General features: G+C 73.2%; 11 protein-coding genes and 1 pseudogene. 9 read left to right on the top strand and 3 right to left on the bottom strand.

Annotated features, from left to right (window positions below; all coding sequences use genetic code 11):
* The first annotated feature begins 283 nt into the window (after positions 1 to 283).
* From OHS33_RS05165 to OHS33_RS05155, 3 genes are all read left to right on the top strand, one after another.
* Complete coding sequence (locus tag OHS33_RS05165) at positions 284 to 1,141, top strand: aminoacyl--tRNA ligase-related protein (protein WP_330329183.1); 858 nt, start codon at positions 284 to 286, stop codon at positions 1,139 to 1,141.
* Positions 1,142 to 1,219: 78 nt separating this feature from the next.
* Entirely contained in the window at positions 1,220 to 1,477 is a 258-nt protein-coding gene (locus OHS33_RS05160; protein WP_330329182.1) for an acyl carrier protein, read from the top strand.
* A complete protein-coding gene (locus OHS33_RS05155; RefSeq protein ID WP_330329181.1) occupies positions 1,474 to 2,100 on the top strand; it encodes a 4'-phosphopantetheinyl transferase family protein in 627 nt (208 codons plus the stop codon). The genes OHS33_RS05160 and OHS33_RS05155 overlap by 4 nt, the downstream gene beginning before the upstream one ends.
* 18 nt (positions 2,101 to 2,118) lie before the next feature.
* Here the strand turns inward: OHS33_RS05155 and lysA are convergent, their stop codons facing one another.
* Both lysA and OHS33_RS05145 read right to left on the bottom strand, forming a co-directional pair.
* A complete protein-coding gene (gene lysA, locus OHS33_RS05150; RefSeq protein ID WP_330329180.1) occupies positions 2,119 to 3,453 on the bottom strand; it encodes a diaminopimelate decarboxylase in 1,335 nt (444 codons plus the stop codon).
* A 12-nt stretch (positions 3,454 to 3,465) separates the two neighbouring features.
* Entirely contained in the window at positions 3,466 to 3,834 is a 369-nt protein-coding gene (locus OHS33_RS05145) for an SAV_915 family protein (protein WP_330329179.1), read from the bottom strand.
* Positions 3,835 to 4,147: 313 nt separating this feature from the next.
* Between OHS33_RS05145 and OHS33_RS05140 the strand changes: the two genes are divergently transcribed.
* Complete coding sequence (locus OHS33_RS05140; RefSeq protein ID WP_330329178.1) at positions 4,148 to 4,675, top strand: universal stress protein; 528 nt, start codon at positions 4,148 to 4,150, stop codon at positions 4,673 to 4,675.
* 18 nt (positions 4,676 to 4,693) lie between these two features.
* Here the strand turns inward: OHS33_RS05140 and OHS33_RS05135 are convergent, their stop codons facing one another.
* Positions 4,694 to 5,752 (bottom strand): hypothetical protein, encoded by a 1,059-nt coding sequence (locus tag OHS33_RS05135; RefSeq protein WP_330329177.1) that lies wholly within the window; start codon positions 5,750 to 5,752, stop codon positions 4,694 to 4,696.
* Between the two features lie 143 nt (positions 5,753 to 5,895).
* Between OHS33_RS05135 and recQ the strand changes: the two genes are divergently transcribed.
* The 5 genes and pseudogenes from recQ to OHS33_RS05110 all read left to right on the top strand — a co-directional run bounded on the left by recQ (position 5,896) and on the right by OHS33_RS05110 (position 11,833).
* On the top strand, positions 5,896 to 7,947 hold the full coding sequence (gene recQ / locus OHS33_RS05130) for a DNA helicase RecQ (RefSeq protein WP_330329176.1): 2,052 nt from the start codon (positions 5,896 to 5,898) through the stop codon (positions 7,945 to 7,947).
* Positions 7,948 to 8,100: 153 nt separating this feature from the next.
* Positions 8,101 to 8,487 (top strand): annotated as a pseudogene (locus OHS33_RS05125) (response regulator transcription factor); the annotation flags it as partial.
* Positions 8,488 to 8,585: 98 nt separating this feature from the next.
* Positions 8,586 to 9,152: a PadR family transcriptional regulator gene (locus OHS33_RS05120; RefSeq protein WP_330329175.1), complete on the top strand. Its 567-nt coding sequence runs from the start codon at positions 8,586 to 8,588 to the stop codon at positions 9,150 to 9,152.
* A 50-nt stretch (positions 9,153 to 9,202) separates the two neighbouring features.
* Positions 9,203 to 10,948, top strand: a complete 1,746-nt coding sequence (locus OHS33_RS05115; protein WP_330329174.1) for an acyl-CoA dehydrogenase family protein — start codon at positions 9,203 to 9,205, stop codon at positions 10,946 to 10,948.
* A gap of 228 nt (positions 10,949 to 11,176) precedes the next feature.
* On the top strand, positions 11,177 to 11,833 hold the full coding sequence (locus OHS33_RS05110; RefSeq protein ID WP_330334910.1) for a phosphatase PAP2 family protein: 657 nt from the start codon (positions 11,177 to 11,179) through the stop codon (positions 11,831 to 11,833).
* The last annotated feature ends 3 nt before the right edge of the window (positions 11,834 to 11,836 follow it).

Below are 11,836 nucleotides of genomic sequence, written 5' to 3'. Positions count from 1 at the left end.
ATGCTGATTGCGTTGCTTTCGGGCCCGAAACGCCCCTGTCGACGATGATCGCCGGTATGACAACTTTGGTCTAGACAATGCCCGAGTGGCTGGCTTAGTGTCCTGGTAACGCAGCTCCTGTCCATGACGGAGCGTCAGCCGCCCTCCTCGCTGTGCCGAGGCCAACGGCGGCCGTGTCCGCGGCCGTTCGCACCGATGCGAGCACGCCGCGACACGCCCCTTCCGCCCATTTCCGGCCGACGCCCTTGACGACTGTTCATCCACGCCCAGAGGGAGCGGATTCATGAGCACACCCAGCATCACCGCCTTGCCGGACGGCGGTCTGAAGAACCCCGGTCCGGGCCTGATCACCCTGGACCCGGTCCACACCGCCCTGCTGCGCGGTCTGGACGACCTGCTCACCGGACTGGCCGCACGGCTCGCCGCCCCCGAGGTGATGGGGCCGCCGCTGCTGGCCGCCGAGGGCCTCGCGCGACTGGACTACTTCCGCAACTTCCCCCATCTCGGCGTGTCCGCCGGGCGTTTCGCCCCGGAGGCCTTCGATGGACTGGCGGCCGGTGAGGCGCCCGGGGAACTCTCCCTGCGGCCGACCGGCCACCTGCTGCCGTCCGCCACCTGTTACGGACTGCTGCTCTCCCTGGAGGGCCGGGACGTCGGCGAGGACGGGCTCCGGCTCTCCGCGACCGGCCGTTGCTTTCGCAATGAGACCCACTACGACGGACTGCGCCGCCTGTGGGGCTTCCACATGCGCGAAGTCCTGTACCTCGGCACGAAGCAGGGGGCCGTGGAGCACCTGGACCAGGGCGCCGAGTTCATCCAGGACGTGGCCGGACGCCTCGGTCTGGAGCTGACCCGCGCCGTGGCCGACGACCCGTTCTACGACAAGGGCGGCTCCCGGGCCCGGCTGATGGCGCTGGACCCGGTCAAGCACGAGTTCAACGCCCCCGACGGCACCGCCATCGCATCCGTGAACCGCCACCGCAACTTCTTCGGCGAGCGGCTCGGCATCCGCGCGGGCTCGCACGGACCGGCGTACAGCGGCTGTGTCGCCTTCGGCGTCGAGCGCTGGGTCCACGCCATGATCCTCACCCACGGCACCCCCGAGCGGGCGCTGGAACGACTGAGCGACGCCCGGGCCTGAGCCGCCCCCACCCACCCCGTACCGGGCCCGTACAGCGCCCGCACCGAACCCGTACCCAGCAAGGAGAAGTCCCGCACCATGGAACGCATCGCCGCGTGGCTCCACGAGAAGAACCCCGGCCTCGAAGGAGCGATCGAGGCCGACGAGGACCTCATCGAGGCCCGTCTCATCGACTCGATGGACTTCTTGGAGTTCATCGACCTCCTGGAGGAGATCTCCGGCAGCACCATCGACCTCCAGGAAGTCACCATCGACGACTTCCGCACGCTCGCCCGCGTCCAGCAGCGCTTCCTGAGCGCCGCCGCACTGGCCGACGCCTCGTCGTCGGCCGGGTGAGCCGGGCGGGCCAGGAGCGCCCGGCGGGCCGGACGGTGGTGGCCGTGGTGGCCACCACCGGCGAGGTGCTGGCCCGTCCGGAGCTGCACGAGGGCCTGCTCGCACCGTGGGAGCGCGAGCGCCTGGACCGGATCCGGGTGCCGGACCGCCGCGACGACGTGGTGGCGGCCCGGCTGCTGGTGCGGCTCTGCGCCGCCCGGTTCACCGGCCTGGCACCGCAGGCGTCGTCCCCGGCGCAGTACTGCGCCGAGTGCGAGCGGCCCGGGCACGGGCGCCCGTACCTGCCCGGCCACCCCGATGTCGGCGTCAGCCTGAGCCATGCCGACGGGCTGGTCGCGGCCGCCGTCGGCCCCGGTGCGGTCGGCGTCGACGTGGAGCCCGCCGCGCGCCGTCCCGGCCCCCTGGCGGTGCTGAGCCGGATGCTGCCCGCGGCGGACCTGCGGGAGGCCGCCGGCCTGCCCGACCCCGGCCCGGCGCTGCTGCGGCTGTGGGTCCGCCGGGAGGCCCGGCTGAAGGCGGGAGGTGGCGACGTACAGCTGCTGGAGTGGACGGACGAGCGGCGCGCGGCCGTGGTCGCGGTGGCCGGCGCCGCCCCGGCCACGGCCTTCACCCTTGACGGGTGACCCCGTACCGCAGCGGGCCTACGCGCCGACGTCCCGGCCGCGGAAGTCCTCCAGCGTCTCGCGCCGGACCAGGAGCCGGGCCGTGCCCTCGTGCACGGCGACGACCGCGGGGCGCCCGACGAGGTTGTAGCCGGAGGCCATGGACAGCTGGTACGCGCCCGCCACCGGTACGGCGAGCAGGTCCCCGGGATGGACGTCCCCCGGCAGTTCCACATCGGTCGCCAGCACGTCGCCCGCCTCGCAGTGGCGGCCGACGACGGTCGCGGTGCACGGCCCGGCCGTCGAGTGGCGGCCGATCAGGCGGGGCGCGTAGCGCACCCCGTACAGGGCGGGCCGCGGGTTGTCACTCATGCCCCCGTCGACCGCCACGAACACCGTGTCTCCCGTGCGCTTGACGGCGAGCACCCGGTAGACGGCCACACCGGCCGGGCCGACGACGGCCCGCCCCGGCTCGACGGCGAGGCGCGGCACGCTCAGCCCGGCGGCCGCGCAGCCCTCGGCCAGCTCCGCGCGGAGCCCGCGCGCGAGCGCGGTGAGGTCGAGGGCGGGCTCGCCCGGCCGGTAGGCGACGGCGTGGCCGCCGCCCATGTCCAGCTCGGGCAGGATCACCCCGTGCGCGTCCCGGATCCGCGCCATCAGGCCCACCAGGCGGCGCAGCGCCACCAGATAGGGCTTCACGTCGGAGATCTGCGAGCCGATGTGGCAGTGCAGTCCGGTGAGTTCGAGCTGGGGCTGGCCGAGGACCCGGGTGATCGCGTGCTGCGCGCCCCCGTCGGTGAGGGACAGGCCGAACTTCTGGCCGTCCGTACCGGTACGGATCTTGTCGTGGGCGCCCGCCGAAACGCCGGGCACCACCCGCACCATGACCTTCTGGTGCCCGCCGGGGCCCATGGCGGCCGCGATCCGCGCGATCTCGGACGGACCGTCGATCACGATCCGCCCCACGCCGAGCCGCAGCGCCGCCTCCAGGTCGCGGGGCGACTTCGCGTTGCCGTGCAGCACGATCCGCTCGGGCGGGAAACCGGCGGTGACGGCGAGTTCCAGCTCCCCGGCCGAGCACACGTCCAGGCCGAGCCCCTCCTCGTCCACCCAGCGCACCATGGCGCGGGAGAGGAAGGCCTTCGCGGCGTACAGCACGTCGGCGTCGGGGAACGCGTCCCGGTAGGTGCGGCAGCGGGCGCGCACCTCGCCCTCGTCCAGGATGTACACCGGTGTGTCGAAGCGGTCGGCGATCTCGCCGAGCGGTACCCCGCCGACGGCCAGGCCGCCGTGCGGGAGCGGGGTCGTGGACGCGGGCCATATGGACAGCTCGCCGGCATTGGCCGGAGCATCGGCCGGGGCGGTGATGGTCATGTGCGATCCCTTTCAGGCGGTCCGGGCGGTGGTCTCGGGCGCCTGCGGAGCCGGTTCCTCCGCGGGCCCGGTGGCCGCGGGGGCGACGGACGCGACCGGGGGAGCGGTGAGCGTCGGGTCGACCGTCAGCAGGTCCGCGCCGAGCGGTGCGGCCATCGACCGCAGCGCGGCCTCGGAGAGCCGGATCCAGGGCTGGGCGGCGCCGAGGGTGGCGGCCAGCCGGTCCGGGCTGGTGAAGCCGACGGCGGTGCGCGTTCCCAGCGGGGTGCGGAACAGCCGCACCACCAGGTGTGCCCCTCCCGGCCGGGTGGGTACGTACAGGAGCCCGGCCGGGACCGGTTCCTCGGGCTCGGGATCGTCGGCGTACTGGATCAGACACATGGGGCCCTCCCGGCGCGGTACGAACGGCAGTTGACGCCCGGACCGCGGGGAGGCGGCCCGGACGTGGCTTCCGAAGCTATCCCCGCGGCCGGGCCCGCGCGCCCACCCCGTAACGCGACCCATACGGCGACCGGCCGTGTCCTGACGGATCACTGACGGTGCGCGCCGGGCGGCATCAGGAACCCGTAAGGGTTACGGATCTCCGCGTCAGGAAGGCGTCAGCGACCGCGCCCCCGCGCCGCCGCGGCCCTTCCATGGGACCGGTGGAGGCGGGGGACGGACCGCGCCGGGGCCGTGGGAGAGGGAGGACGCCGTGCGAGGAGCCGCACCGAGGGTCGTGGTCGGGGCCACCGGGAGTCCGGGGAGTCTGGCGGCCCTGCACCGGGCCGCCGCCGAGGCCCGCGTGCGCGGCGCCGAGCTGTGGGTCGTCCTGGCCTGGCGGCCGCCGGGCGGTGACCTCGGGAGCCGGGGCGGCGCCGGAACCACGGTCCTGTCGGCCTGCCGCACCGCGGCCGTCGACCGGCTGCGCGAGGTCCTCGACACCGCCTTCGGCACCGCGCCGCCGGGCGTCCCGCTCGGCGGCGTCGCGGTCCGGGGAACCCCGGGCGCGGCCCTCGTCGACGCCACCGCCCGCGACCCGGCGGACCTGCTCGTGGTGGGCACGGGATCCCGCGCCCCGCTGCGCCGCCTGGTCCGCCCGTCCGTGGCCCGCTACTGCCTGGCCCACGCCACCTGCCCCGTCCTGGCCGTGCCCCCGTCCCCGCTCCAGGCGGCCCTGGACTCCGTACACCGCCGCAACCTCTGGCACCTCCCCCTGGACCCCCGCGAACTCACCCCCTGACCGGCCGGGCGGTCCGTCTCAGCCGGAGTGGACGGTGGCGGTGGGGCGCTCGCCGTTCTGGGCCTGCTGGGCCCGCTCGGCGACGGTCCTCGCGACCGTCTCCAGCATGGTGGTGTCCACCCCGTGGCCCGTCACGCGGACGCAGACGGCGCCGACGCGGAACTTCAGGGCGAGGGCCGTGCCTTGGGCCAGCGCACTGGTGTTGTCGCCCACGGGAGGGAAGGACGTGGTCGTCCAGCCGTGACCCGGACCCGTTTCCCACGTGGTGATCGTCGTGGCGGCCTCGGCGTCCTGCGTGGGAAACACTTCGATCCCGATTCCACGGGTGCCGGCGGCGCCGCCCGTTCCGCCCGTTCCGGTCGGCGCTCCGAAATCGGCTTCCACCCGGTAGGGAGCCCGCTCGCACGCCGGGCTGGGATCGCAAGACCCGTCAAGGCGGTCGACCTTGGCGGGGGAGACGAGGGACCATCCGGCGGGCATGGCGCCGATGTCCGGGACGATCAGGGTGCCGAGCGCCTCGGGAACGAACGCCACGGCCTTCTTCCGGTCCCCGGCCGTCTCCTTCCCCGCGTCGGCGCCCGGGCCGCCGCTCCCGCCCCCCGGGCGGGCCCCGGCCACACCGCCCGGGCCCGGCGCGTCCGCGGGCGGGTCGTCCCCGGCGAACAGGTGCACGGCTCCGAAGACCGCGAACGCGATCAGTGCCAAGAGGACCACCGCCAGACCGGCCAACGACGTGCGGTTGTTGTTGTTCGTCGTGATGCTCAGCGGGCCGAGCGCGATCTGGCTGCGCTTGAGCGTGCTCCCCGTGACGTTCACTCCACCGGTGTTCTGTGTGTGCGTCACCGTCAGCGCGGTGTTCAGGCGCCCCTCGAAGGCCGGATCCGCGGCCAGCTCCGTTTCGATGGCCGAACTCAGCGCGGCGACGTCGTTGTCGGCCAGCGCCCGCGCGCCGTGCTCCGACCCGCCGAGCCGGGCCCGTACGAGAGCGGACACCGCCTCGGTGACGGCCTGCCCCACGCCGGTCGCCATGCCCGCGACGATCCGGGCCGCCAGTGCCGCCAGGTCACCCGTTTCCATGTGATCCCCCCTCGGTTCCTCGCTCTCACCCCAGTGTCGCCGTGTCCGCGTCAAAAAGAAGCGGGATCGTCCGCGCGCCCGGAGTTGTCCACAGGTTCCGGCGGGCGGAGCCGGGTGTCGGCAGGTGCGGCTAGGCTTCACGGATGGCCCTTCCGGACGCTTCCCCCGACCTCTCCGATGCCCTGCAGGTACTGCACCGCGTCTTCGGATACAGCTCCTTCCGCGGTGAGCAGCAGGAGATCATCGAGCAGGTCGTCGGCGGCGGTGACGCCCTCGTCCTGATGCCGACCGGCGGCGGCAAGTCGCTCTGCTACCAGATCCCGGCGCTCGTCAGAGAAGGCACGGGCGTCGTGATCTCGCCGCTCATCGCGCTGATGCAGGACCAGGTGAACGCGCTCACCGCGCTCGGGGTGCGGGCCGGATTCCTCAATTCCACACAGGACTTCGAGGAGCGGCTGGCCGTCGAGCGGGCCTTCCTCGCCGACGAGCTGGACCTGCTCTACCTGGCCCCCGAGCGGCTGCGCACCGAGAGCGCGCAGCGGCTGCTCGACCGCGGCAAGGTCTCGCTCTTCGCGATCGACGAGGCACACTGCGTCGCCCAGTGGGGTCACGACTTCCGGCCCGACTACCTCGCCCTGTCGATGCTGCACGAGCGCTGGCCGAAGGTCCCGCGGATCGCCCTGACCGCGACGGCCACCGCGGCCACGCACGCCGAGATCGTGACCCGGCTCGGTCTGGAAGACGCCCGGCACTTCGTCGCCAGCTTCGACCGGCCGAACATCCAGTACCGCATCGCCCCGAAGAACAACCCGCTCAAGCAGCTGCTGGAGCTGATCCGCACCGAGCACGACGGGGACGCCGGAGTCGTCTACTGCCTCTCGCGGTCCTCGGTGGAGAAGACCGCCGCGTTCCTCGTGGAGCAGGGCATCGACGCCGTGGCCTACCACGCGGGCATGGACGCCCGGGCGCGGGCGGCGAACCAGTCGCGCTTCCTGCGGGAGGACGGGATCGTGGTGGTGGCCACGATCGCCTTCGGCATGGGCATCGACAAGCCGGACGTACGGTTCGTGGCCCACCTCGACCTGCCGAAGTCCGTCGAGGGCTACTACCAGGAGACCGGCCGCGCCGGCCGCGACGGCGAGCCCGCCACGGCCTGGCTGGCGTACGGCCTGCAGGACGTGGTGCAGCAGCGCAAGCTCATCGAAGGCTCCGAGGGCGACGAGGCGCGCCGCCGCTCCCTGGGCATGCACCTGGACGCCATGCTGGCGCTGTGCGAGACGGTCGACTGCCGCCGGACCCGGCTGCTGGAGTACTTCGGGCAGTCGGGCGAGCCCTGCGGCAACTGCGATACGTGCCTGACGCCCGCCGAGTCCTGGGACGGCACGGTCGCGGCGCAGAAGCTGCTGTCCACCGTGTGGCGGCTGGCGAACGAACGGCGGCAGAAGTTCGGCGCCGGTCAGATCATCGACATCCTGCAGGGCAAGAAGACGGCCAAGGTCATCCAGTTCGACCACGACGCGCTCTCGGTGTTCGGCATCGGGGTGGACCTGAGCACCGCCGAGTGGCGCGGGGTCGTGCGCCAGCTGCTGGCGCTGCGGCTGCTGTCGGTGGAGGGCGAGTACGGCACGCTCGTGCTCTCGGAAGGCAGCGGTGAGGTGCTGGGAGGGCGCCGCAGCGTCCTGATGCGGAAGGAGAAGGCGGTCGCCGCGGCGGCCCGCAAGGAGTCCGGATCGCGCTCCGGGAAGGGCGCGCGCGTCCCGGTCGACCTGCCCGCCGCGGCCGAACCGGTCTTCCTGGCCCTGCGCACCTGGCGGGCCGCGACGGCCAAGGAGCAGGGCGTACCGGCGTACGTCGTCTTCCACGACGCCACGCTGCGCGAGATCGCGACCCGGCTGCCGGCCTCGGCGGAGGAGCTGGGCACCATCGGCGGCATCGGTGAGGCCAAGCTGACCAAGTACGCCGAGGGCGTCCTCGCCACCCTGGCGGAGTGCGCCGCGCCGGGGACGGCCGGGGCGGGCTCCATCGCCCCCGCTGCTCCTGCCGCTCCCGCCGTCCCGGCCCCTGCCGCACCGCCCTCCGCCGCACCGTCCCGGCCCGGGCGCGCGGCGGCCGAAGCGCGGCCCATGGCGTCCGACGCCGACGAACCGCCCTTCGACCTGGACGAGATGGACCCGCCGTGGGACGACTGGGAGTAGGCCGTAGCGAGCGCGTCAAGGCCGGGCGCGCCGCCGTAAGGACGTCGTCAAGGCCTGCCGCGCCTGCCGCTACCGGCTCCTTCCGCGGGGCACCGTCGTAGGCGGGGACCCCATCAGGGCTCCCGGCCATGACGACAGGAAGGCGGCACGCCGATGCCCCGGGTGCTGGTGGTGGATGACGAACCGCGGCTCGTGCGGCTGATGGTCATCAATCTGAAGGCGCGGAACTACGACGTCGACTGCGCGGGGGACGGGACCACCGCCCTGGACTCCGTGGCGGCCCGCCGCCCGGACGCGGTCGTGCTCGACCTCGGGCTGCCCGACATGGACGGGGTCGAGGTGATCAAGCGGCTGCGCCTGTGGTCGAAGGTGCCGATCCTGGTGGTCTCCGCCCGCCACGGTTCGCACGAGAAGATCCAGGCGCTCGACGCGGGCGCCGACGACTACGTCACCAAGCCCTTCAGCATGGACGAACTGATGGCCCGGCTGAGCGCCGTCACCCGCCGCGCGCCCGCCGACGGCCCGGCCGCCGCGGCGGTGTGAGACCAACGGGAACCGGGCCGACGCCCCGGGTGAGCCGTGTCTCACCGGGGCGTCGGCCCTTGTCTATGCAACGAGGTGCATAGAAGGATCGGGGTATGGCTCTCGATCACGCGATCCTCGTCTCCCTGCTGGAGATGCCGGGCTCCGGCTACGACCTCGCCCGGCGCTTCGACCGGTCCATCGGCTACTTCTGGACCGCCACCCACCAGCAGATCTACCGGGTCGTGGGGCGCATGGAGCAGGCCGGACTGCTCACCGTCCGCGAGGTGCCGCAGCAGGCCCGGCCGGACAAGAAGGAGTACTCCGTCGCCGCCCCCGGCCGCGCGCTCCTCTCCCAGTGGCTGCACCAGCCGATCGAACCCGAGAGCCTGCGCCACGACCTCGCCGTGAAGATCCGGGGCGCGGCCTTCGACGACCCGGCCGCGCTGATCCGCGAGGTCGAACGGCACCACCAGGTGCACGGCGAGCGGCTCGCGCACTACCTCGCCGGGGAGCTGCGCGACTTCACCGGACCCGAGGCCCCCGCCCCGCTCGACACCGGGCAGGAGCTCCAGCACGTCGTGCTGCGCGGCGGCATCGCCTACGAGCGGATGACGCTCGCCTGGCTGGACGACGTCCTCGCCACGCTCCACCGCCTCTCCACGACACCCCCCTCAGCCTGAACCCCTGCCCGCCCTCCCGCCCTCCCGAACCCTCCTCCGAAGGTGAACTCATGGCCGACTCACTGCTGTTCAACCCGCGCACCTACGATCCCGCGCACTTCGACCCCGAGACCCGCAGGCTGCTGCGCGCCACCGTCGACTGGTTCGAGGCGCGCGGCAAGCGCAAGCTGATCGAGGACTACCGGTCGCGGGCCTGGCTGGGGGAGTTCCTCGCCTTCTCGGCCAAGGAAGGGCTCTTCGCCACCTTCCTCACCCCGGCCGCCGCCTCCGCCGGGCCGCAGGGCCAGGGAGAACCGGGGGAGCAGGACCGGCGGTGGGACACCGCGCGGATCGCCGCCCTGAACGAGATCCTCGGGTTCTACGGCCTCGACTACTGGTACGCGTGGCAGGTCACCATCCTCGGCCTCGGCCCGGTCTGGCAGAGCGACAACGCCGCCGCCCGCGACCGCGCGGCCGAACTCCTCGCGCAGGGCGAGGTGTTCGCCTTCGGCCTGTCCGAGCGGACCCACGGCGCCGACATCTACTCCACCGACATGCTGCTGGAGCCCGACGGCAACGGCGGGTTCCTGGCCGGCGGGTCCAAGTACTACATCGGCAACGGCAACGCCGCCGGACTCGTCTCCGTCTTCGGCCGGCGCGCCGACGTCGAGGGCCCGGACGGGTACGTGTTCTTCGCCGCGGACAGCCGCCACCCGGCGTACCAGCTGGTGCAGAACGTCGTCGACTCCTCCAAGTACGTCAGCGAGTTCCGCCTCGTCGACTACCCGGTGTCCCCGGACGACGTCCTGCACACCGGCCGCGCCGCCTTCGACGCCGCCCTCAACACCGTCAACGTCGGCAAGTTCAACCTCTGCACCGCCTCGATCGGCATCTGCGAACACGCGATGTACGAGGCCGTCACCCACGCCCAGAACCGCATCCTCTACGGCCGCCCCGTCACCGCCTTCCCGCACGTGCGCCGTGAACTGGCCGACGCCTACGTCCGCCTCGTCGGCATGAAGCTGTTCAGCGACCGCGCCGTCGACTACTTCCGCTCGGCCGGCCCCGACGACCGCCGGTACCTGCTCTTCAACCCGATGACGAAGATGAAGGTGACCACGGAGGGCGAGAAGGTCATCGACCTGATGTGGGACGTCATCGCGGCCAAGGGCTTCGAGAAGGACACCTACTTCGCCGAGGCGGCCGTCGAGATCCGGAGCCTGCCCAAGCTCGAAGGCACCGTCCACGTCAACCTCGCGCTGATCCTCAAGTTCATGCGCAACCACCTGCTGGAACCGGTCGACTACCCCGCCGTGCCGACCCGCCTCGACGCGGCCGACGACGCCTTCCTCTTCCGGCAGGGACCGGCCCGGGGCCTCGGCTCCGTCCGCTTCCACGACTGGCGCACCGCCTACGACGCCTACGCGGACACCCCGAACGTCGCCCGCTTCCGCGAACAGGCCGACGCCCTCTGCGCGTTCGTCGCCACCGTCGCCCCCGACGAGGAGCAGAGCCGCGACCTGGACTTCCTGCTCTCCGTCGGCCAGCTGTTCGCGCTGGTGGTCTACGGCCAGCTGATCCTGGAGCAGGCCCGCCTGACGGACCTGGACGCATCCGTGCTCGACGAGCTGTTCTCCGTCCTCGTGCGCGACTTCTCCGGACACGCCGTCGAACTCCACGGCAAGGACTCCGCCACCGAAGCGCAGCAGGCCTGGGCGCTGGGCGCCGTACGCCGCCCGGTCGTCGACGAGGACCGCGCGGCGCGGGTCTGGGCCCGTGTCGAGGCCCTGTCCGGGACGTACGAGATGACGCCGTAGCTTTCCCCGGGATCCAGCGACCGGGGCCGGTTGTTGGTTAGGGTGACGAGCGGAGGCTGATCCCGATGCCCGTGGAAGAGCGGTTGTCCGCCGGGCAGTTGTGGTCATCGGAGGGTCGGCCGGACACAGCGGGGGGCGCCTGTGGGATCGCTCGTGCGGGGCCCGTCCGGCCAGGGCCCGTCCGGCCAGGACTCAACCGGCCAGGGCCCGACCGGACGGCGCGGGCCGGTGACCGGCCGGGCGGAGCCCGCGGTGCTGCCCCCGCCGCTGCGCGGGTGGCTCGGGCTGGTCGCGGCCCTCGCCGCGCTGCTGGTCACCGGGCTCGGGTTCGCGTACGCGGGCCGCGGCCGCCCCACCGAGGTGGACGCGCGGATCCAGTCGGTGGTGGACGGTGTGCGGCCGCCCTGGTGGCAGGTCGCCCAGGTCATGGACTTCCTGGGGGAGCCCACCGGATCGGTGCTGCTGGTCGGGGCCGTGGTGACGGGCCTGCTCCTGCTACGGCGCCCCCGTGCGGCCGTGCTCGCCGTCGCCGGAGTCGCCGTGGCCGTCGGCACGACGACGCTGCTCAAGCACGTCGTGGGACGCACCATCCACGGCGGCTACCTGTCCTACCCGAGCGGGCACACCGCCTTCCTCACCGCGCTCGCCCTCGCCCTGGCGCTGTTCGCGAGCGGCCGGTTCGGCCTCGGCCGGACGGCCGGCACGCTCCTCGTGCTCCTCGCGGGGCTGGTCGCCGGGGCCACCATGGGCTGGGCGCAGGTGGCCCTGGGAGCGCACTACCCGACCGATGTCCTCGGTGGCTGGTGCACCGCGCTGGCGGTGGTGCCGGCGACCGGATGGGCGGTCGACCGGACGGCCGACTCCACGCGCCTCGCCCGGAGTTGACGC

The sequence above is a fragment of the Streptomyces sp. NBC_00536 genome (genome assembly GCF_036346295.1).
In the GTDB taxonomy this organism is placed as follows: Bacteria; Actinomycetota; Actinomycetes; order Streptomycetales; family Streptomycetaceae; genus Streptomyces.
The sequence above is the reverse complement of the archived record's forward strand: the minus strand, read 5'-3'. Positions and strand labels throughout refer to the sequence as shown.

Bases quoted from the DNA above. Each gene is read 5' to 3' on its own strand.
- OHS33_RS05165 (WP_330329183.1), top strand. From the start codon at position 284: ATGAGCACACCCAGCATCACCGCCTTGCCGGACGGCGGTCTGAAGAAC.
- OHS33_RS05160 (WP_330329182.1), top strand. From the start codon at position 1,220: ATGGAACGCATCGCCGCGTGGCTCCACGAGAAGAACCCCGGCCTCGAA.
- lysA (WP_330329180.1), bottom strand. From the start codon at position 3,453: ATGACCATCACCGCCCCGGCCGATGCTCCGGCCAATGCCGGCGAGCTG.
- OHS33_RS05145 (WP_330329179.1), bottom strand. From the start codon at position 3,834: ATGTGTCTGATCCAGTACGCCGACGATCCCGAGCCCGAGGAACCGGTC.
- OHS33_RS05135 (WP_330329177.1), bottom strand. From the start codon at position 5,752: ATGGAAACGGGTGACCTGGCGGCACTGGCGGCCCGGATCGTCGCGGGC.
- recQ (WP_330329176.1), top strand. From the start codon at position 5,896: ATGGCCCTTCCGGACGCTTCCCCCGACCTCTCCGATGCCCTGCAGGTA.
- OHS33_RS05120 (WP_330329175.1), top strand. From the start codon at position 8,586: ATGGCTCTCGATCACGCGATCCTCGTCTCCCTGCTGGAGATGCCGGGC.
- OHS33_RS05115 (WP_330329174.1), top strand. From the start codon at position 9,203: ATGGCCGACTCACTGCTGTTCAACCCGCGCACCTACGATCCCGCGCAC.